Source organism: Dakarella massiliensis (assembly GCF_001182045.1).
In the GTDB taxonomy this organism is placed as follows: domain Bacteria; phylum Pseudomonadota; class Gammaproteobacteria; order Burkholderiales; family Burkholderiaceae_F; genus Mesosutterella; species Mesosutterella massiliensis.
Genome location: NZ_CVTY01000007.1, coordinates 26,957 through 47,001, shown reverse-complemented (window position 1 = coordinate 47,001; position 20,045 = coordinate 26,957). Strand labels below are relative to the sequence as shown.

Here is a 20,045-nt window from a genome sequence, read left to right as displayed (position 1 = left end):
AGTCAAAATGCTTAGAAGATAAAAGTGACGGGGGAAAATGTTCACTCTATCTTCCGACCGGTGATCTGAAAACCGGCTCTTATTTCAAAACCATAATCTGAAAAACGGGGGATTAACTTAAAAGTTTTGTTTTAGTGAATTATCCTTTAATTATTCTACCCAATATTTTCTGAAAGGTCTAAAACGGTGTCTGATTTAAATGTTTATAGTTATTTCACGAACGGACGCAATTAAAAACCCCAGGCAGATGGGCTGATTACCACTATCCGCCTGGGGTTTGAAATCAGATGTCAGGCGGCCGAAAACCGGCTTCCCGTATATCCAGCCTGCCAGACTTTTTATTCTCCGGGAAATCCGGGAAACGGACGCTTATATTCAGCGGCATGGGCCGCGAGATTCGGGTGATATTTCCCAGGGCCATATTCGCGTCGCGTAAAAGTAACCGCCGGCAATGCGTCCCTCTCTGCTTCTCCGCTGATTCCGGACGCGGCTTCTGTTTTGGCTTTCTGCCACCGATCATTTTCCTCAGCGGCCACCGCGAGCCAGGTATAGGCTTCAAGCGAATCAGACGGCACCCCGATTCCTTTCAGATAGCAGAGTCCAATCGCCGCGAGCGCGTCAGGCTCTGCCCCCTTCGCCGCCTTTTCAATTAACCGCGCTCCTTCCGCTTCATTTTTATCAATTCCCGCATCCTGATCGCCTCTCAGCATGAGAAGACCAAGGAGATACTGAGCTCGCGGAAGACCTTTATCTGCTGCAGCCCTGATCTGCGCGGCTCCTTCGCGCCGTGTAGGAGCGTTTCCAGACATCATTTTCCCGAATCCCACCGCATACAGCGCTCCGGCATTGCCTCCTGCGGCCAGAGCGGATATCTGATCCACTGCGGCCTGTCCCTCTTCCATGGCGCCCAGCCCCCGCACCTCCATTTCGGCTTTCGCGGCAAGGGCATCTTCATTTCCTTCCTTCGCGGCCTGAGAGGCCCAGACATAAGCCTCTTTCCAGTCCTCCTTCACCCCCCGGATGCCAAAGCCATATCTCACCGCCGCTTCCAGAGCAGCCTCGGGGTTCCCCTTCTCCGCGGCATCCGCAAGCGCTTCAAGTTTCATCGCTGAAACCCCTTTCGGGCGATTCGCACGACCGGCCGTGAAATACACCGCGGCTGCCAGCACCACGACAGCAATAAGGAAGATCTGAAAGGATTTCATAGGGGCTCCGGCAATAATTGGACTACGGAAAATATCTCTTTCGGGATAGATTCAACTGCATGGAAATTATTTTAAAAATATTAACTTCCCTAGCATTAGAAGGTATTTGTCTTGATCCAAGGCTAAGCCTACTGAAACATCTTCCGTAGCGTATATGTGGTAGGGTTACCGAAATTGTAAAGACTTTGTTTTTGTTTTGATGAATGTCAAAGATTTACATTCGGTTTCTGAGACATGATGAATCTAACCTTTCGGCAAACCCGCGAAAACAGGGAACGGAAAGGCTACTGATTCTGAAACCATTAAGGGGTTCTCATCATGTCTGAAACAATCGCCCAGCGACGGCATATGCTGATGCGCTACGGGTCGATGATTGCGGGGCCGCTGCTCTGCGCACTGATTTATTTTTCAATGCCATCGACCTATAGCCTTGCAGATGGTTCGATCGCGCAATTCTCTTCCGCGGGCCGTGCCTGTCTTGGCGTCCTTGTCTGGATGGCCATCTGGTGGTGCTTTGAAACAGTGCCTATCGCAGTGACTTCCATGCTGCCGATGGTGCTCTTCCCGCTTTTCCAGGTTACCAAGGTCAGCGCCGCTATGGCGCCGTACGCCTCGGATACTGTGTTCCTCTTCCTCGGGGCGTTCATGCTCGCTGGCGGCGTGATGCGCTGGGGTCTTGACCGCCGCATCGCGCTCGTCGTGATGAGTTTCGTCGGCACGACCCCGAAGCGGATGGTTTTCGGCCTGATGCTGACCACCACGTTCCTCTCTGCCTTCATGAGCAACACGGCAACGGCTGCCATGATGGTTCCGGTCGCGATGGCTCTGATCACCCTCGTCCACTCGACGAAGAAGTCCGGGGATCCTGACGCGGCTACGCACGAGCACAATTTCTCGCTCTGCATTCTGCTTGCTCTTGCCTACGGCGCCTCAATCGGCGGTATGGCTACCCTGATCGGTTCGCCCCCTAACGGCATTTACATGCGCTTTATGGAGCAGACCTACGGCCAGGTTGTGAGCATCGCGAGCTGGATGAAGGTTGGTGTTCCGGTTACCCTGCTGCTCTTCATCGTCTCCTTCTTTGTTCTTACCGGACTGATGTTCCGCAATATGGGCGGGTCGGTTCCTGGCGGCAAGGAATGGGTGCGAAACGAACTGCGCAGCATGGGCAAACTCTCCACCGGTGAAAAGGCTGTGGGTCTCTGCTTCCTGATCGCCGCTGTCCTCTGGTTCTCCGGCGCTCAGCTCCGCGGTATCAACATCGACGGCTGGCAGCCCTTCAAGTACCTCACGGATGCTGTGATCGCCATGGGCATGGGCATTGTTCCCTTCCTGATCCCGGTTGACCGCAAGGGTACGATGGCTATGGACTGGAAGACCGCAAACGAAGCGATTTCCTGGGACGTGCTGCTCCTCTTCGGCGGCGGTCTGTCTCTCGCCTCTGCCATTCAGCACACGGGCGTTGCCCAGCTGATCGGCGCTCAGGTCGCGGTCCTCGCAGGCTCTCCGTTCCCGGTCGTGCTCTTCGGCGTGGTGTTCATCGTCACCTTCGCTACCGGCGTTACCTCGAATACTGCCCTGGCCGCTATGATGATGCCGCTGCTCGCTGCTGTCGCCAATGCCCTTGGCCTCCCGCCGCAGCCGATCCTGATGGGTACTGCCCTTGCAGCCTCCGCAGCCTTCATCCTGCCGATTTCGACGCCGCCTAACGCGATCGTCTTCGGAACCGGCAAGATTAAAATCGCGGATATGTTCAGAGCAGGTATTCTGATCAACTTTGTGGCAATCTTCGTGATCACCGGCGTCATGCTCCTGCTTGACTGATCGGTAGAAAACTGAAGCATTAAAGGCAAAGCTCCGGTTCCCTTCAAAAGGGACCGGAGCTTTTCTTTGTTCATCGACGAACTTGCGGTACGATACCTCACCGCAACTTATTTCCAATTACCAGAAAAAAAGAAATGAACGCAACGACCGACAACAAGCCTCAGCATTCCGCCGCCACACTGACGACGGTCCTCCTTTCACGCCCTGAATTTTCCGCAAAGCAGTATGTGCAGAATCTGAAAGCTGACTGGGGTTTTGAAATCCCGTCGACCGATATCGGAGAGGAGAACGGCTCTGTCGTTACGATGATCGGCGGCATGATGGTTTCTGTCTTCATGACCCCGGTTCCGGTTGAAGACGGGAAGGCTGAACGTGAGGCGCTCACAAATTACCTCTGGGACGGCGCTGTCACGGCCGCGAAAGAACATAAGGCCTACGTTACGGTCACCGTGCAGCATAACAACACGGATCCGGTGGTTGCCGCAACGCTCGCAGTGAAACTCACCGCTTCCATTCTCCGGCAGGCCGCTGCCACCGCTGTTCTCACCTGTGGAACTGTGATGTCTCCGCGCTTTTACTCGGAATCCGCCGTCTCCGGCTGTGAAGGGCACCGAGTTCCGGTGATGAATCTCGTTTACTTCGGCGTCTACACCGAAAACGAGGGACAGACCATGAATGGATATACCTTCGGTCTCTCAAAACTCGGGTGCGAAGAGGTCGAAATCCTCAATTCGCTCCGGGAGCCGCAGGAAATCTTCGAAATGCTGACTACGGCCGCCACTTACATGCTTGACTATCACGTCAAGCTGAAGAACGGCGACACGATCGGCCTGAAGGAAGGAGAAAACTTCTCCATTTCCGAAGGGAAGGGTCAGGCGGTCGACGGCCAGTCCCTTAAGATCGCCTTTTAAGAGACTTCCCGCATCATGACAGAGTCCGCGAAAGAAAAGTCTGAGGGCTGGCTTTCTCAGGCGCGGACTCTTCGTTCACAGAATCTCTGGCACGCGCTTCTTCAGCTCCCGGTACCCCATTCTGCCGGATCAGATCCTGAGGTCAGTCTGCTTCTGGCCGAAGCCCTTCTGAAAGAGCACCGGCTCTCAGACAGGGATGCCGCGCTGCGGGCCTTGTCACTTCTTGCCTCCCCTCTCAGGACTCCCACGCTCCGTCCGCGCGCCCTGCTTCTCTCTGGACTCGCCAGACTGGCTCTGGATCAGTGGGAAGCTGCCGGGGATGTTCTTTCCAAAGCCAAGTCACTGCTTCCCTCCGGCAGTCCGGACGGGGAGGCGGCAGCAAAGGCGCTCGAAGAAACCGCGAAGCGCTCGGTTCTTCCGCTATTCCGACATCCTTTTGCCGCCCGCGCGGCAGAATTCTGGGAAGCAGCCGCGGCGGGAGGAGACCCGGCAATCCTTCTGCCCCGGATTTTTGGCAGCCAGGGGGTTCCCCGCCTGGGCAGAGTCCGACGCCCGAAGCATAGCCTTCTCCCCCTTCGGGGTCCGGGAGACTGCCATTCTGCTCGACGCTCTGATCAGACTCGCTCCGGATGATGCGGACCAAGACCTGACACTGACTCTCGGAATACCGGCATCCGCGTCTCCTGTCCATCTCCCATCCGGGCGGCTTCTACCGGTAAGAGACGCTCTCTTTCGGATAAATGGATTTTCAGATGACGAAGTCACCTCAGTATCCATCCTTTCAGACTCACTCTCAGCGATTCAGGATCCGGCTGATCGCGCCGCCGCGGCCTTTATGACAGCGGCCCGGGCGATCGGAGAAATCCGCGCTATGCAATGCCTCACCGCCTTTCCCGCCACCGCCTCGGATGAGGAAGAGGGTCGTTTTCTGAGCTCTGAGGCGTTCGCGGCCGCGCTGAGAACCCGATTCGCTGAAAAGGACTGGGAAAAACTGTCTGACCCCGAGCTGCTTCTCGAAAGCGAAACCTGGTTCCGGGTCCCGGATGAAGTCAGAAACGCTCCGCTTTTCTCAGGTCTTGAGGAGGGGACAACCCGCTTGCCCGGTTTCTCCCGGGCTTTCATTCAGGGATCCGCAGGCGACAGGCCGTTTCTTGCGGCTGGAGCAGTCTGCGGCGCGTTCCTCATCTCCGGTGAGGTGCCGGGGAATGAAAAGACCTGCCGGAAACTCCTTCGTGACCTGGGAAACGAAACCGCTTTTTTCGTTCCGCTGGGGTTCCTCTATGGAAGCGCGGGCATACGGCTCGACTTTCTCGCGCTTGCCCCTGATGTCTTCGATACCGCTGAAGCCTATTTCTCGAAACACTTTCGGACCGGATGTGTCCGGTTTTCAAGATTCAGGCACCGGGCCTCTGCCTCAGCCCAGACTGAACCCTCACAGCTTCCCGTTGAGATTTACCGGCAGCTTTAGCCTGCTGCCTTTTTCGCTTCCTTTTCTACCCTCGCGCCATCAAGAATCAGGATCAGAATCGCGCCAATGATGAGCGCGATACCGGCTATTGTCGGAAGACTGCTGTCTTCACCCAGAAGGAAAATACCAAGGCAGGCTGCCCCCATCGGCTCAGCAAGCGAAAGCGTCGCTGACACAACCGGAGCCGTCGTTTTCATGCCAAGGAAGAAAAGCCCAAAGCCAAGGCCCCCCGCTATACCAAACGCGGCCGAGACAAGAAGCCCTCGGGGGGAGCTCCAGATCCAGTCAATCGGAAAGAGCACCAGAACCGGCGCGAGCATCACGCTGATCATGCAGAGTCCGATCATGATGCCCGCCTCAGGCTGCATATGAGAGGACACCTCTGGACTTGCGTTCATATAGATACCGTAGACCATGGCACCCAGAAGCGGGACGATGACCCAGCCAAAATTTCCGGCTTCAAAGCTTTTGATATTGAGAAGCCCGATTCCGATCACAGCGATCAGCGTGGCGACGTACCAGATCGGCCGCGGTGAATGACCGAGTACGAATTTCGCCACAATGGCTGACATGATCGGAGTCGCGCCAACACAGACCACAGTGCCCACCGCCACACCCAGCTTCAGCGCTCCGAAAAAGAAGAAGAGCTGATACAGACACGTGCAGCAGGCGCAGATAATGATGGCGCGCCAGGGAAGGTCCGCTGTGAGTTTCGGAAGTTTCCCGGTCGCAGCGCACCACAGAAAAAGGAAGAAGGCCGATGTCACCATCCGGACCTCAGCAATCACCCACGGGGTCGCTCCGGCCGGAGCTAGCGCCTGAAGCGTTCCCGTAACCGAGAAACAGAGCGCACTTAAGAGAATAAGAATCGGACCGGCAAGACGGGACTGCATGGAAACCTCATTTCGTTTTTAAATTCCGCCAGGCTTTGCGCCTTCCGGGGATGCGGAATTTTCGTGTTATCCGATGATTCTAAACTCCGATCACTGCCAAATGGGACGAGAGGCCGGTTCGCTTCCGGCAGGCACCTTCCAAGGTGATGCAAAATAGACTTATCTCTTCAGGAGGGGCCTCATTTCCATGCGCATGGTATCCGAAAACCGCCGTATCTTCGATACAGAACGGGAACAGCTGATCGAAGCGTTCAAACGCGATCATGACAGCGCAAAGCTTCTTTCATCCACAAGCGCCGCCACAGACCGCGCCGTGCTCAGGGAGTTTGCCGCGCACACCCTTCCGGACGGTATCGCGCTTGTTGCTGTCGGCGGTTACGGCCGCGCGGAAATGTTCCCCTACTCTGACCTTGATCTTCTCGTTCTCGTGCCGCCGGGACTGACGGAAGAGGAACGCTCCCCGATTCAAAGCTTCATCACTTCGCTCTGGGATCTCGGCCTCACCGTAGGTGCTACGGAACGAACCGTGACCGAGTGCCTCGCTGCCGCAAGCGACATTACGGTCTGCACCTCACTTCTGGAATCTCGGTTTATCGGCGGGTGCCGTCCGCTCTTCAATGAGTTCCAGTGTGAATTCACGATGCAGCTGGTACCGCGAGACTTTTTCCGCGACAAGATGCTCGAAATGCATCAGCGACATGCCCGGGCCGGTGACTCTCCCTACGCGCTCGAACCCAACGTCAAAGAGAATCCCGGCGGTCTCCGGGACCTGCAGGTCTTTATGTGGGTTGCGCGGGCATCTGGTTTCGGAAAATCCCTTCAGGATTTTGCCTCTCATGGACTGATTACCACGAAGGAAGCGGCAGAGCTCCGCCGCGCGATGGTGTTTCTGCAGAAACTGCGCGTTTATCTCCATATCGAAGCCCATCGGCATGAGGACCGGCTGCTCTTTGATCTGCAGGCCGCAGTTGCTGCCGATCTGGGTTTCAAGGACAGCGAGGCGTTCCGGGCTTCCGAAGCTCTGATGAAGAGCTACTACCGAAACGCAAAGTCCGTGATCCAGCTTTCACTCATCCTTCTGCAGGTACTGTCTGAAAAGTACACGGGGAAAAACTCCGCTCCGATACGCCCGATTGATTCTGAATTCGGCCTCCGGGGAGAAGAACTTGATCTGCTGCGCCGCGGTGTGTTTGATCGTCATCCTGAGGCGATGCTGCGGGCGTTTTATCTCCGGGCCACCTGGCCCGGGATTTCGCGCGAAAGCACGGCGCTCCTTCGGGCGCTCTGGCATACACTTCGGAACCCTGATGTCAATCTTGCGCCGACAGACGAAGGCCGCAAAATCTTTCTCGATATTCTGAAGCTTGATAAGGGTGTCTACCGGACTCTTCGGAACATGAACACCTGGGGAATCCTTGATCATATTCTTCCCCCCTGGGCCCGGATTGACGGGCAGATGCAGCATGACCTATTCCACGTGTACACGGTTGATCAGCATACGATTCAGGTGATCCGCGGGCTCAGACACCTGGTGTATGCCGAACACGCTCACGAGTTTCCGCTTCTTTCCCAGCTGATGGCCGAACTCCCCGACACCTGGCGGCTGATTGTCGCAGCGCTCTTCCACGACATCGGCAAAGGACGCGGCGGGGATCATTCGAAAATCGGTGAGGAGGAAGTGCGGGAATTCTGCCGCAGTTACGGCATTACCCCGGACGACACCGAGTTTATTGCCTTCCTTGTCCGCGATCATCTCACCATGAGTCATGTCGCTCAGAAAGAAGATATTTCGGACCCCGCGGTGCTGCAGCGGTTTGCTGACCGCGTAGGGACATCCGACCGACTGAAGGCGCTCTATCTGCTGACCGTCTCGGATATCCGTGCAACCGGTCCAAAGGTCTGGAATAACTGGAAGGGACAGCTTCTCGAGCGTCTCTATTTCCACACGGCCGCCCTTCTCGGCGGAGCCGCTCCGACCCGCAGTTCCATTCTGGAAATGAGGAAAAGCACCGCGCTTGATATCGCGATGACGTCAGGTCTCACGGAAGAAGACTGCACGAAGCTCTGGGAAAAGCTGGATGTCGCCTATTTTCTGCGGCATACCCCGGAAGATATTGCCTGGCACGCGACAGAGCTCTGCCGGTCAAACGGAGAATTCCCGCTTGTCCGCGTCCGGATGACACCGCATCGGATGTATGAAGTGCTGGTCTGCGCGGATGATGAAAAGGGACTCTTCCTGAAACTCGTGTCTGCCCTTCAGAAATCCAGCCTTTCGGTTCTTGATGCCCGGATTCACACCACGCGTGACGGCAAGGCTCTGGATACCTTCCTCGCGATGGACGCCGGAAAACGGCCGGAGCCGCAGGAAGTTTTTGAAATCGCATCTTCAAATATCCTAGACTCCCTTTCAGGGCGGCGGGCACTGCCGCCGGTACGCCTTGGACCGCTTTCCCGCCGCTCCAGGCACTTCCCGATCCGTCCTCAGGTCCTGATCGAACCGGATGCGAGCGGCACCACGTATCTGCTGACTCTCTCCTGCAACGACAGGCTCGGTCTCCTCTACGCTATCTCAAGCGTTCTCTCCCGTTTCGGAGTGAACCTTCAGACCGCCAAGATTTCGACTCTCGGCGAGCGGGTAGAGGATATCTTCCAGATTTCAGGCGATATTCTCGCGGACTCGAATGTGTGCCTTAAGATAGCAGCTGAACTGATTGAAACGATTGCGCCCGCGGAAAAGTCTGCCGGTGCGTCCCGCATTACAAAAAGGTGACTCAACCCATGGCAAGCGCCAACCCTCTCAACCTCTTCGCAGCCCAGAGTCTCGAACGGGCAGCTCCTGAACTGGCTTCGCTCTTTCAGGAAGAAACCGGCACGGAAGTCATTGTCAAACTCGGCCACTCGGGCATTCTCCGGGCAGAAATCGAAGGAAACCTTCCCTGCGATATCTTCTGCTCCGCCGATACCGGTCACCCGAAAGCACTGCTCACCGCGCTGAAGGCCACAAAGGGCTTTGTCTATGCCCGGAACCGTCTGGTTGTCGTCTCCAGAGAAGAGCGTCGGTTCATGAGGAGCACCTGGCTCTCGCTTCTGACGGATCCCTCGATCACAATCGGTATCAGCACGCCGAATGTCTCTCCTGGAGGCGACTGGGCCAAGGTCCTCTTTAAAAACGTCGCCAAGATCTACAGGAGTGAACCCGGCTCCTCGATCATCAGCCAGCACGCGATTCCGCTGGTCGGCGGCAACCATACGGCAGAAGATCTGCGGGGGGAAACCGCCGCGGGCTTCATGCTGCGGCATGGCGTGGACACTGCCGTGGTCTACGCAAGCGACACTGACCGGATGAAAAAGGAAGGTCTCGTGATCTATGAAATCCCGGATGAAGTGATGCCTGAGATTCTCTACGGGGCGTGCCACCCGAGATCAGGGAAATGTCCCACGAAGAATTGCGACGCCTTCGCTGAGTTTTTGCTTTCAGACAAAGCTCAGGCAGTTTTCCGTAAATTCGGGTTCCTTCCCCCTCCCGAAAAATCCGTGAAACTCTAGAATACCGCCCTCAAGGAATTCTTTTTTATATCAGGCACAAACATGAACCGCACGACGCTTCTCAACTGGGTTCTTCCGATTGCTATTCTTCTCGGAGCCGCGGCTCCGCACAGTCATGCCGCGACGCTCTCCGGACAGGTTGTGAAGGTGGCAGACGGCGACACTGTGACCGTTCTCGCGCAGAATGGCACCCGTTACCGCGTGCGGTTCCTGGGAATCGACGCGCCGGAAAAGAACCAGACGTTCGGTCAGGACTCACGACAGAACCTTGACCGCCTGGTGTACCGCAAGCAGGTTACAGTCGACTATAACGGCAATGATCGCTATGGCCGGATCGTGGGCAAAGTGCTGCTCGATGGGAAGAACATCAATCTTGAGCAGATAAAGAGCGGCTGCGCCTGGTACTACCGCCACTATGCAAAGGACGTGGCCCCTGCGGACCGCAAGGCGTATGAAGCGGCTGAGGATGCCGCCAAGTCCGCGAAACTTGGTCTCTGGAAGGACGCGTCTCCCACACCGCCCTGGGATTTCCGGGCATCTGAGCGAAAAGCCGCTGACACCTCAGGCCGTCACGGCAGGCACTGATTCTCCTATTTCCAGATACACAGAAGCCCCGCGTGAGAAACTCACCACGGGGCTCTTTTCATCCGCCCGGAATCAATCCTTATTTATTCCGCTTCTTCCACTCTTTCTTTGAGAGCAGGAGAATCGTATCCTCTTCGGCGAGTCCCTGGAGACCATGCCCCGCGGGGACGCCCCCGACATCGCCCGAAAGATAAGCCTTTTCACGCTTCGGGCCTTCCAGTTTCGACGCCTTTTTCGAAACCCCGGAGAACCGGCTGATGCCGGAGCCGCCATCAAGCTCTTTATTCACAAGCCACACCGCGTCAGACGGAAGGCTTTTATCCCGAAGAGTGACCGCGTCGTGGCTCGAGCAAAGCAGCTGCGCGCCATGAGGATTGGTTTCAGGTGCCTCAAAAAGCGAAATCACATCCTGTACAAGGCTAGGGTGAAGACTCGCGCTGAGACCATCGATCACGGCAACGCCGCCTTCTTTCAGCACCGGGAAGAGTTTCGAATAGAGAGCGAGCATCTTCTGGCTGCCCGCGGATTCCGCCTCCAGCGGAAGCGTGAATGTGAGACCGCCGGGGACTGAATGGCTGACGGAGAGCCGGGAGTTCGCCGCGCCGCTGCCGCGCTTCAGGGTGAGTCCCGTGATGCTGGGATCAAGCGACGCCAGATACTTCGTCATCCTGTCCCGGATCTCTTTCTGATGGAAGAACCCCTGCGGAAGCTCAATCGCCGCGGTGCCCGGAATTTCGGAATCCTCAAAGCGGAATCCGGTGAAGAACTGCTTCAGGGGTTCAAGCGCCGGATCGTCGCTCTTCAGAAGATCGCTGACAGCGAGCCTCGACGCGCTCAGATTCCGCATAACCTGTCTCGCGTCTTTATCAGAGAGCTCTGTAACTTCAGTCTTTTTCCCATTCCGGCTGAAAACCACGGATTCATCTCCTGACTCCGTCCGGGTCAGCAGTTCCTCGCGGACCTCACGGCCAAGGATCGCCGCGCTGTAGGTAAAAAAGGATTCCGGGGAGTTCCCAAACCGGAGCCTGAAGACGGTAGGACGCCGGCGGCTTTCCACATCGAGAAGGAACGGGACGGCTTCAGAAACCTTCCCCTCATTCACGGATTCAATCAAAAAACGGAGAGCCGCAAAAAAGTTGGATTTCCCGCTTCCATTCGCTCCCAGGAAAAGCGCGACCGGCAGGGTCTTCGCCCCCTTGCCTTTCTTTCCCTTTTTGGACTTTGCGCTGCTCACCAGGGACACCGCTGCCGGAGCACGGAAAGATTTGAAATTCTGAATTTCAGCTTCAAGGAGCGTCATCGTCAGGATCTTCCTATGAGAATGAAAAATGTCACGCCGCGAAGGGCGTGATACATATTAGCGCAGTAAGAAGGCGCTCATCCTGGGAGGGACTTTTTCTTCGAGCCACGCGGTGAAATCCGCCGCGAGCTGCCGGGAGAGCGTGAGTCTCGCTTTCCGGCCGGCGCGGTGCGCGAGCATTTCACTTAAACCCCGCGCATAGCGGCAGAACGCGATCCGGTCTGCCTGATCCGCGTTCAGCGCCGCGAAAAGCCAGAGTTCGACTGCCGGCTGCACCGCGAGTTCCCCCTGAATCAGACGGGCTGACAGCGCCTGGGGCGGTTCAGCAAACGAAGACGCATACTCAGCCGCGTCAGCGAGAAGCCTGACAACATCCGGAGTTCCGGCGGCCTCAAACGCTGTCGCGAGCGGCAGTGCGGTCAGCAGCGCGTCAGCCACTCGCGAGGCTGACTCCGGATGCATGGTGTCAGAAAAAAGACCTCTCGCGCGGTCCCCATAAGCGCTGAGAAGCTCGGCCTTCAGGAAGGCTGCTTTCAGGCCTTTGACAGGCAGACCTTCCGTATTGAGGAAATGCTTCTGTTCGGACGCGGGCCGCCGCCTCACAAACTCAAGCAGTGAGGCCAGTGTCGGGCGGCCTTCCGCGTCAAGCCACAGCACCGGGATCGGCTGAGGGGTAGCGAGTTCAGGCAAAAGCTCCGGCTGCTTCCCGGGATTCTCAGCCTCCTGGCGCAGTTTCTCGATAACCTCCGAGAGATCGTACCCCGCCATGTTGGACGATGCGGCAAGCGCCGGAGAAACCCGCTCTGCAGGAATCAGACGCACGAGAACAGGCTGCCTGAGAGACTCAATCACCTTTCTCTCCAGCCGGTAAAGACCTGCGTCACGGAGGAGCTCCTCCCGATACTCCGAGGCATGGCCCTCCCGATACGCCTTTTCAAGACCGACCGCTCTCAGGTAACCGGCGACCACGAGGAGCGGTTCCTCCTCCGCGTCAGACCCGCTTCCCGGGGAAAAGAGATCTCCAGGATCCTTTACCGAAAGCAGCCTCTCCGCCTCAACCACCGCGTACTGACAGGGAATACGTTCACTGCCGGGCGTCACAAGAAAATCGATCCGGCCGCGGCACGCATCCGCGACACGTCCGCAGGACGCCACCGGCGCCCCGATCGCGATAATCCTTGAAAAGCCCAGCGCCGCGTAGCCAGGGTTCTCTGACACGGAAAGAATCACCGCGGCATGCTCAGGCGTCGTCGGGTCCGGCGGCGGCAGCTGCATGCTTTCCGGGAGACTGAGCAGCGTCTCTATCCCGGATCGGGTAGGTTTCGGTTCAGATTTCGGCACCGGTTCCATGGAGAGTAGCGGATAGGTTAGGAAGGAAAAGGCGACTTTCGCGTCAGGGCTAAAAGATACACCATGCGACGGCGGATTGCCGCCTGATGCCGGGAAATGCAGGGATTACTCACGCAGAAGGGCCGGAGAGGATCCCCTCTCCGGCCCTTCTTCTCAGGAATACGTCAGGAAGACGCTATCAGAACTTGAACGACACGCCGGTGTAAACGGAAGTCGTCTGGGTCTTCGTATCGTCGATCGCGACGGCATTCTTGACCTTGGACTGCCCATAGGAAGCGCCGGCGTAGACGGACGTACGCTTGGAAAGCGGGTAGACGTAACGGACAGCGACGCCGTAGTACTGAACGTCAGCGCTCGCCTTATCGCCGCTTTCGACAGCGGCGGAGTCACCCGTTTCGCCGTCAACGTAGTAGAGACCAGCCGTCAGGTCGCCGCCGGCAACCGGAACGATCGTGCCGAGGTGAGCGCCCCAGCCCTTGAGGCCCTTGCCCGTCAGACCGAGGTCTTCGTAGTTCTGGCCGGCGACTTCATCCCAGCCGCGGAAGTACTGACCCATCGCGAAGACCTGAGCAACGCCTTCGAAGTTGTAGTTGCCGCCGAGGGTAACCAGCTGGCCGTCCTTCGTAATGGGCGCAGAGTCGAGCGAGCTGCGGTCAATGAATTCATAGCCGAGCACAGCCTGGAAGTTGCCGTTTTCGTAGTTCACGGCAGCACCGGCATAGCGGTCAGCAGAGCTGCGGCCTTCAGTACCGTCAGCCTTGGAGTTCGACTTGAAGGAGTACTGGCCGGTCACCTGGAAACCAGCGAACTTCGGGGACTGATACGTGAGGGAGTTATCGATAATCGGAGTAGCAGCCAGACCGAACACATCCCAGTCACCGCCGTCGAACGCGTCGCCGACAGCGAAGATCTGGTCATAGGTGCCGATGGAGGAGCCCAGGGCGCCGATGCGGCCGGCGGTCAGGGTGCCGTAACGGCCAGAGAGACTCACCTGAGCTTCACGGCCGAAGAGACGGCCGTCTTCATCAGCCTGAGTGCCGTCGTCAGAGTTGAACTGATCAGCGAGGTTGAAGGAAACGGTGGTGTTGCCGATCTTCTCTTCGCCCGTCAGGCCCCAGCGGGAGGTCTCATTCACGCTGGAAGTCATGCTGAGTTCGTCGGTCGAGGACTGGCCGGTCACTTTCTGGTGCTGATAGCCGAGGCCGGTATCAACAACGCCGTAGAGCGTAACGGACGGAGCCGCAAAGGCGGCGCCGGCAAACGTAGCAAGTGTAGCTGCCGCGATGAGGTGCTTTTTCATTTGGAACCCTAAATTGAGTTAAAAAATTAAGGCGTCTCGCCTTGAACGAAGAGGATATTACTACAAGAGAATGATTATCATCAACGGGATGACCGTATTATTTTGATTCCCTTTCAGTGATTCTGCGTCAATTCAAGGAATTAAGAAAAAATTAAGTGTTGCTTTTTCGCAACACTCCAGGGCAAAACGGCAATACTTTGACTCAAATAGGTAATACCTAGGCGAGTACACTGACCTCTTCAGATTGTTTCAGTGATCGGAAAGGATGCATTTCGAATGGAAGAGTTGAACGAACTGTTCTATAAGGACCCCTACCTGAAGTCATTCGAAGCCACTGTGACTTCGTGCAGCGAAGGGAAGAACGGATTTGAAGTGGTGCTGGATGACACCGCGTTTTATCCGGAGGGCGGCGGACAGCCTGCAGACCATGGGACGCTCGGTGCCGCTCAGGTGAACGATGTGCGCCGTGTGAAGGGCGTCATTATTCATTACACCGATAAACCCCTCGAGGCAGGCACCAAAGTCGAAGGAAAGATCGACTGGGAACGCCGGTTCGATAACATGCAGAACCACACCGGAGAGCATGTGCTTTCCGGCCTCATACACGCGAAATTCAAGTACGAAAACGTGGGTTTCCACATGGATGACGATATCGTCACGGTTGACTTCAATGGTCCGATGACTGAGGACGAGCTGAAGGCGATTGAAAAGGCGGCGAACGACGCTGTGGCGGCAGATGTGCCTGTCGAAGAGCTCTTCCCCTCCGCCTCTGAACTCGAGACACTCGACTACCGGAGCAAGAAAGAACTCACGGGACGCATCCGAATCATCGACATTCCGGATCTTGACCGCTGCGCCTGCTGCGGCACTCACGTGAAGAAGACGGGGGAGATTGGCATGATCAAGTACCTTACCCTCTCGAAGCACCGGGGCGGTGTCCGAATCGAATTTGTCTGCGGCGGCAGAGCTCTCCGGAGTTTCGCGAAAAAGGTTGAGGAAGCTCAGGCCGTGTCTCAGCTCCTCTCCGCTAAACCGGACGATATTTCAGCCGCGGTGAGAAAGGTGCTCGCGGAAGTCCAAGCCCGGGACGCGAAGATCGCTGAACTTAATCTCCGCTACTTCAGAATGCGCGCAGATGCCCTCCCCTCAGGCGGAAAATTCCTGCTCGCTGAAGAGGAAGGGCTGACTCCGGGAGATCTGAAGACCTTCTGCAATCTGCTCACGGAAGAAAAGAAGGCCGATGTCTGCGCGGTGATCGCAGCGGTTCCCGGCTCCGACCCTGACACCGCCTGGAACTACATGATCGCGTCCGAAACCGCTGATCTCAAGACCGCCGGTAAGCCGCTCAACCAGGCTCTGAACGGGCGCGGAGGCGGAAACGGGAAATTCCTCCAGGGCACCTACAAAGCTCCGAAGGCTGAAATTGAAAAGGCACTGAACGCTGCTTTCAACGCCTGACCATCAGAGAAAAAGAAATCCGGGCGGTTTCCCGTCCGGATCTGTATCTGAGAGGCAATGCCGGACGCAGTCCGGCATTTTTTGTCTCTGATGCTTCTTAGTTGTGCTTCCGGCTCGTACCGGCAGAGATACCAAGAAGGACAGCCGCGCCAAGCACGGACTTCGTGAAGGCACCGGCAATGAACGCGGTGACGCCAAGCGCCATGCCCTTCGCAAAGCCCATCATGACCGCGAGCCAGGCGCCGCCGATGATCAGGCAGAGGATGTTGCCGGCAAGCATCGCAAGGAAACCCTTCACAAAGCTGCGGCCGCTGAAACCGTGCTCAACCATCCAGCCGGTGAGCATGGCGCAGATCGGGAAGGAGAAGAGGTAGCCGCCGGTCGGGCCGAAGAAGCGGGCAATACCGCCGACCGCGCCCGGAGCGAAAACCGGAAGACCGAGAGCGCCCTGCATGAGCCAGAACAGCACGGTGAGACCGCCAAGTCTCCAGCCATACACTGCGCCGACAACCGTAATCGCGAACGTCTGCATCGTGATCGGAACCGGAACCATCGGAACCGTGATATAGGAACCGGCCGTCAGAATAAGAGAGCCGAAAAGAACAGCCACAGCCTTGAAGAGGAGCGACTGCGCTTCGAGCCATTTAGCGGTCGAAAAAACAGATGCGGATGAAACCATGCTCTGAAACTCCATTCATTAAATATGAAAACAGGGGTAGTCTAGCAACAAGAAATTTCCGTGTAAGAAAAAGCGCTGAAAAGGTTGTCCCCTCTCAGCGCTAATCCTCTGAACTCTTGTTCAGCCCTGGAAAATGGGCAGATCGGAGATCATATCCCGGAATTCAGGAGCATCTAGCATCTGATACTCCAGAACTCCGATGCCGACCACGTCAACGGCTGCGCTCACGCCCCGAAGCAGCGCTCCCACCTTCTTAAGAGAGTTGAGATCATGTTCCGACAGATCCACCAGCCCCTCTTCACGATAGATACCGGAGCGGATATCCGCCGAGCCGACGGAGTCCATATCAATATGAATAGCTAGGTGCTTGATGCCGGACGCTTTGATCCAGTCAAGAACCGCGGTATTGCCAGCGTCAAGCGCTTCCTCCTTGGCGAGGCCGATTTCCAGATGATGGAACTGGATATCTTCCGCAGGAGGCACCTCGTCCGCTCGCGTGCTGACGAAGAAGAACCGGGAAGGCGGAACTGAGGTCTTCATCAGCCCCGGAATCTGTGCCGCGTCACCGATAAACGTGCTGAACAGCGCGGCACGCTTACGCCAGAAGCGCTCCGGCGTTACCGGCTCACGATGGACATCGAGCCACAGAATGCCCAATCCCTCGTACTTTTCATTCAGGTAATCAATCGGAGCAACGCAGGCCGCGCCGTCCGTCGAAAACGCGATCACGCGGTCCGGTGTCTTGGCGTCCAGAACCTCCCGCGCGGCGTTGTAACACACCTTGAAGTCTTCCGGAGAAAGAATAGTCAGGGCCCGCGCCGCCACAACTTCATTCTGAGTCCGCTCCGGGCTCACATCCCCAGGAGTGATTTCGACGGTCTCTGAATGCTCACCCTGAGGCGCAATGCTTGCCAGGAACCGGGGCACGAACCCCGATCCCGGATTCGCGCCGTGCTGCCAATCCGGAAAAATCAGACGAAGCGTCTTTTCTGCACTTGCCATGGATAGCTCCTTTATGGGCACGATTTCTGTTATGTTTTTCCCGAGGGGGATGTCGTTCCCAAATCTGTTAGCTAGAACATTTTTTTACTTCCTGCACAATACGATAATAATTAATTTGGTGGGAATTTCTAGACGCCCATAGCCCTACGCTTTTCGGGGTACCAAATTTACGGGTTCGGACTTTTCCCGGGTACGGTCCCGAAGGAGCCTTGCGGAATTAAGAATCACAAAAACCGATCCGCCGTTATGGACCAGAGCTCCCACTACCGGCCCCATCAGCCCGAGCATTCCGAGCCCCGTCGCGACCAGATTGATTCCCATCGCGAAAGTGATATTCCACTTGATCATCCGAAGCGTTCTGCGGGAAAGGCGGAAAAGATGCGGGACCTCATCAATCGAATCCTTTACGAGAACAATGTCAGCGGCCTCAATCGCGATATCAGAACCCACACCGCCCATGGCAATACCGACACGGGACGCTTTGAGAGCCGGAGCGTCGTTCACACCGTCACCGATCATGGCAGCGGGTTTCCCGCTCCTCTCCTCCTCTCTCAGGAATTCAAGCTTGGTTTCCGGAAGGCAGTTCGCCTCAAAGCGGGGGATACCCGTTTCTTCCGCAATACGCTTTGCCGCCACGGCGTTGTCGCCCGTCAGGAGCACCGGAGAAACACCAAGCGCCTTAAGCTCCGCGACTGAACGGGAAACTGAGCCCCGCACCGGATCGTTCAGCGCGATAAATCCGGACGGCACTCCATTCACCGCTATATAGATCACTGTGTCACCGAGATCCAGGTAGCGCTTCGCAGCGGACTCCAGTTCTGAAGCACGGGGGTCTGCCGCATCCGCGATGAACCCGATCTTCCCTGTCCGGACGGATTTCCCGCCAACCAAAGCTTCAACCCCCTTCGCGGGGATCATGCGGAAGTCAGATACTGTCGGGAACGCCTCCCGATGATCATTTTTCCAGCCATTCACGATCGCTTTCCCGAGCGGGTGTTCGGACAGCGATTCGGAGGCTGCCGCCAGCTGATAGAGCTCCGTATCCCGAATTTCCTCATTTACAGAGCGGACGGTTTCCACGCGGGGACTCCCCGCGGTCAGTGTGCCGGTCTTATCAAACGCTACCTGTTTCACATCAGCAAGCCGCTCGAGCGCGTCTCCCTCCTTCACCAGCACACCGTGCCGCGCGGCGTTCCCGATTGCTGCCATCACGGCGGTCGGAGTCGCAAGCACAAGAGCGCACGGGCAGAAAACGACCAGCACCGTTACCGCGCGGATGATTTCACCCGACGCAAGGTAAGCAATCACAGCGCAGGTGAGCGCCATCACGACAATCCAGGTAGCCCAGCGGTCCGCGACTCGCACGATCTTCGCTTTTCCGGCATCGGCGCTCTTGATGAGGGCCGCCATTCTGGCGATCGTACGGTCATCCCCCACCTTGGTGGCCTTCATGAGGAAGGTGCCGAAACGGTTGACGGTCCCGGAAATCACCGTGTCGCCCGGCCCCCGGTCAACCGGCACCGGTTCTCCTGTCAGCACGGACTGATCGATCGATGTGATGCCATCCAGAATCTCACCATCCACCGGTACCTTTTCTCCTGGGATCACCCCGACAGTGTCACCTGCTTTGACTTCCTCTGCCGGAATGACGGTTTCCGTGCCGTCCGGGCCCACAATCCGCGCCGTTTCCGGCGTCATGGCAACCGGACGCTCAAGCCCTGCCTGCGCCCGTTTCACGGTGAGTTCCTCAAGGAGTCCCCCGATCTGCATGATGAGCGCCACTTCGCCGGCCGCGAAATACTCACCGATCGCCACCGCGGCGATGAGCGCAAGTGATACCAGCACATCCGCCCGGATATCAAACTCAGTGATAAGTCCGATCGCGGCTTCCTTCAGAATCGGAAGTCCGCAGAAAACAATGGCAACCCAGGCGGGATCAAACCCCGCTATCCGGACGCCTGCAAAAGAGGCGAGAAGGAATGCGCCGCTTACAATCAGGATGGCGATCTGAATCATCGCCTCACGGTCAAGGATCTTTGTGTGCTGCATATGCCAGTACCCGTATAGGTATATTCAAGAGAATAAAAATTATTCCCATTCAGGGAATACGGGTGTGACTATACCCCATGGGGTATCAATTATCAAGACCTGCGGGTGAAGTGCTCCACGGCGTCCGCAAATTTTTTGATCGTCTCTTCGGCGTCACCATTTTCAATGCCTTCCTTGACACAATGCTGCAGATGCCCTTCCAGAACAATCTGTCCCACACGATGTATCGCGCCCTTTACTGCGTTGATCTGAATAAGGATTTCTTCGCAGGGCACATCCTCATCCACCATTTTGTCGATCGCCTTCACCTGACCGAGAATCTTATTGAGACGTCGGTGAAGATTCGGTGCATCCATGCATTCGCGCATAAAAGTAACTCCTTCGGAAAATCCGGTTAAGTATAGCCGGTGAGTCACCGGAAATTGATTCCTGACGGACACAGTATTCTCTAACAGAAAACGCGGAGGGAACCCCT

Annotated in this window: 17 protein-coding genes; 8 read left to right on the top strand and 9 right to left on the bottom strand. The window is 56.7% G+C overall.

Annotated features, from left to right (window positions below):
* Nucleotides 1-338: 338 nt before the first annotated feature.
* Nucleotides 339-1,205: a tetratricopeptide repeat protein gene (locus BN1936_RS06585; RefSeq protein WP_022443691.1), complete on the bottom strand. Its 867-nt coding sequence runs from the start codon at nt 1,203-1,205 to the stop codon at nt 339-341.
* Between the two features lie 318 nt (nt 1,206-1,523).
* Here BN1936_RS06585 and BN1936_RS06580 point away from each other — a divergent pair, with 318 nt between their 5' ends.
* The 4 genes from BN1936_RS06580 to BN1936_RS06565 all read left to right on the top strand — a co-directional run bounded on the left by BN1936_RS06580 (nt 1,524) and on the right by BN1936_RS06565 (nt 5,408).
* Nucleotides 1,524-3,029: an SLC13 family permease gene (locus BN1936_RS06580; protein WP_022443692.1), complete on the top strand. Its 1,506-nt coding sequence runs from the start codon at nt 1,524-1,526 to the stop codon at nt 3,027-3,029.
* 134 nt (nt 3,030-3,163) lie between these two features.
* A complete protein-coding gene (locus tag BN1936_RS06575; RefSeq protein ID WP_022443693.1) occupies nt 3,164-3,940 on the top strand; it encodes a DUF4261 domain-containing protein in 777 nt (258 codons plus the stop codon).
* 15 nt (nt 3,941-3,955) lie between these two features.
* Entirely contained in the window at nt 3,956-4,573 is a 618-nt protein-coding gene (locus tag BN1936_RS06570; protein ID WP_022443694.1) for a hypothetical protein, read from the top strand.
* 238 nt (nt 4,574-4,811) lie between these two features.
* Nucleotides 4,812-5,408 (top strand): hypothetical protein, encoded by a 597-nt coding sequence (locus BN1936_RS06565; RefSeq protein WP_148521202.1) that lies wholly within the window; start codon nt 4,812-4,814, stop codon nt 5,406-5,408.
* On the opposite strand, the gene BN1936_RS06560 is transcribed toward BN1936_RS06565, so the two are convergent.
* The gene (locus BN1936_RS06560) at nt 5,405-6,301 is read right to left on the bottom strand and encodes a DMT family transporter (protein WP_049686989.1); all 897 of its coding nucleotides are present in this window, start codon (nt 6,299-6,301) and stop codon (nt 5,405-5,407) included. The two genes, BN1936_RS06565 and BN1936_RS06560, sit on opposite strands and share 4 nt — an antisense overlap.
* 187 nt (nt 6,302-6,488) lie before the next feature.
* Here BN1936_RS06560 and glnD point away from each other — a divergent pair, with 187 nt between their 5' ends.
* Genes glnD through BN1936_RS06545 form a run of 3 tightly spaced genes read left to right on the top strand, consistent with a single transcriptional unit; the run spans nt 6,489 to nt 10,432 of the window.
* The gene (glnD, locus tag BN1936_RS06555; RefSeq protein WP_022443696.1) at nt 6,489-9,071 is read left to right on the top strand and encodes a [protein-PII] uridylyltransferase; all 2,583 of its coding nucleotides are present in this window, start codon (nt 6,489-6,491) and stop codon (nt 9,069-9,071) included.
* An 8-nt stretch (nt 9,072-9,079) separates the two neighbouring features.
* Nucleotides 9,080-9,847, top strand: a complete 768-nt coding sequence (locus tag BN1936_RS06550) for a substrate-binding domain-containing protein (RefSeq protein WP_022443697.1) — start codon at nt 9,080-9,082, stop codon at nt 9,845-9,847.
* 42 nt (nt 9,848-9,889) lie between these two features.
* On the top strand, nt 9,890-10,432 hold the full coding sequence (locus BN1936_RS06545; RefSeq protein WP_022443698.1) for a thermonuclease family protein: 543 nt from the start codon (nt 9,890-9,892) through the stop codon (nt 10,430-10,432).
* A gap of 79 nt (nt 10,433-10,511) precedes the next feature.
* Here the strand turns inward: BN1936_RS06545 and BN1936_RS06540 are convergent, their stop codons facing one another.
* From BN1936_RS06540 to BN1936_RS06530, 3 genes are all read right to left on the bottom strand, one after another.
* The gene (locus BN1936_RS06540; protein ID WP_022443699.1) at nt 10,512-11,732 is read right to left on the bottom strand and encodes an AAA family ATPase; all 1,221 of its coding nucleotides are present in this window, start codon (nt 11,730-11,732) and stop codon (nt 10,512-10,514) included.
* A gap of 57 nt (nt 11,733-11,789) precedes the next feature.
* Nucleotides 11,790-13,073 carry a hypothetical protein gene (locus tag BN1936_RS06535; protein WP_148521200.1) on the bottom strand — a complete coding sequence of 428 codons (1,284 nt, stop codon included), beginning with the start codon at nt 13,071-13,073 and terminating at the stop codon, nt 11,790-11,792.
* Nucleotides 13,074-13,260: 187 nt separating this feature from the next.
* Complete coding sequence (locus BN1936_RS06530; RefSeq protein WP_049686987.1) at nt 13,261-14,382, bottom strand: porin; 1,122 nt, start codon at nt 14,380-14,382, stop codon at nt 13,261-13,263.
* Nucleotides 14,383-14,658: 276 nt separating this feature from the next.
* Here BN1936_RS06530 and BN1936_RS06525 point away from each other — a divergent pair, with 276 nt between their 5' ends.
* Nucleotides 14,659-15,840 (top strand): alanyl-tRNA editing protein, encoded by a 1,182-nt coding sequence (locus BN1936_RS06525; RefSeq protein WP_049686986.1) that lies wholly within the window; start codon nt 14,659-14,661, stop codon nt 15,838-15,840.
* A 97-nt stretch (nt 15,841-15,937) separates the two neighbouring features.
* On the opposite strand, the gene BN1936_RS06520 is transcribed toward BN1936_RS06525, so the two are convergent.
* The 4 genes from BN1936_RS06520 to BN1936_RS06505 all read right to left on the bottom strand — a co-directional run bounded on the left by BN1936_RS06520 (nt 15,938) and on the right by BN1936_RS06505 (nt 19,938).
* Nucleotides 15,938-16,519, bottom strand: a complete 582-nt coding sequence (locus tag BN1936_RS06520; protein ID WP_049686985.1) for a biotin transporter BioY — start codon at nt 16,517-16,519, stop codon at nt 15,938-15,940.
* Between the two features lie 120 nt (nt 16,520-16,639).
* Nucleotides 16,640-17,521, bottom strand: a complete 882-nt coding sequence (locus BN1936_RS06515) for an arginase family protein (protein ID WP_022443567.1) — start codon at nt 17,519-17,521, stop codon at nt 16,640-16,642.
* A gap of 144 nt (nt 17,522-17,665) precedes the next feature.
* The gene (locus tag BN1936_RS06510) at nt 17,666-19,570 is read right to left on the bottom strand and encodes a heavy metal translocating P-type ATPase (RefSeq protein ID WP_049686984.1); all 1,905 of its coding nucleotides are present in this window, start codon (nt 19,568-19,570) and stop codon (nt 17,666-17,668) included.
* 92 nt (nt 19,571-19,662) lie between these two features.
* Nucleotides 19,663-19,938, bottom strand: a complete 276-nt coding sequence (locus BN1936_RS06505; protein WP_022443565.1) for a metal-sensing transcriptional repressor — start codon at nt 19,936-19,938, stop codon at nt 19,663-19,665.
* Nucleotides 19,939-20,045: the final 107 nt, after the last annotated feature.

Coding starts and splice junctions, on each gene's coding strand:
- BN1936_RS06530 (WP_049686987.1), bottom strand. CDS start 14,382: ATGAAAAAGCACCTCATCGCGGCAGCTACACTTGCTACGTTTGCCGGC.
- BN1936_RS06520 (WP_049686985.1), bottom strand. CDS start 16,519: ATGGTTTCATCCGCATCTGTTTTTTCGACCGCTAAATGGCTCGAAGCG.
- BN1936_RS06545 (WP_022443698.1), top strand. CDS start 9,890: ATGAACCGCACGACGCTTCTCAACTGGGTTCTTCCGATTGCTATTCTT.
- BN1936_RS06525 (WP_049686986.1), top strand. CDS start 14,659: ATGGAAGAGTTGAACGAACTGTTCTATAAGGACCCCTACCTGAAGTCA.
- BN1936_RS06515 (WP_022443567.1), bottom strand. CDS start 17,521: ATGGCAAGTGCAGAAAAGACGCTTCGTCTGATTTTTCCGGATTGGCAG.
- BN1936_RS06565 (WP_148521202.1), top strand. CDS start 4,812: ATGCAATGCCTCACCGCCTTTCCCGCCACCGCCTCGGATGAGGAAGAG.
- BN1936_RS06570 (WP_022443694.1), top strand. CDS start 3,956: ATGACAGAGTCCGCGAAAGAAAAGTCTGAGGGCTGGCTTTCTCAGGCG.
- BN1936_RS06540 (WP_022443699.1), bottom strand. CDS start 11,732: ATGACGCTCCTTGAAGCTGAAATTCAGAATTTCAAATCTTTCCGTGCT.
- BN1936_RS06585 (WP_022443691.1), bottom strand. CDS start 1,205: ATGAAATCCTTTCAGATCTTCCTTATTGCTGTCGTGGTGCTGGCAGCC.
- BN1936_RS06560 (WP_049686989.1), bottom strand. CDS start 6,301: ATGCAGTCCCGTCTTGCCGGTCCGATTCTTATTCTCTTAAGTGCGCTC.
- BN1936_RS06575 (WP_022443693.1), top strand. CDS start 3,164: ATGAACGCAACGACCGACAACAAGCCTCAGCATTCCGCCGCCACACTG.
- BN1936_RS06580 (WP_022443692.1), top strand. CDS start 1,524: ATGTCTGAAACAATCGCCCAGCGACGGCATATGCTGATGCGCTACGGG.
- glnD (WP_022443696.1), top strand. CDS start 6,489: ATGCGCATGGTATCCGAAAACCGCCGTATCTTCGATACAGAACGGGAA.
- BN1936_RS06505 (WP_022443565.1), bottom strand. CDS start 19,938: ATGCGCGAATGCATGGATGCACCGAATCTTCACCGACGTCTCAATAAG.
- BN1936_RS06550 (WP_022443697.1), top strand. CDS start 9,080: ATGGCAAGCGCCAACCCTCTCAACCTCTTCGCAGCCCAGAGTCTCGAA.
- BN1936_RS06510 (WP_049686984.1), bottom strand. CDS start 19,570: ATGCAGCACACAAAGATCCTTGACCGTGAGGCGATGATTCAGATCGCC.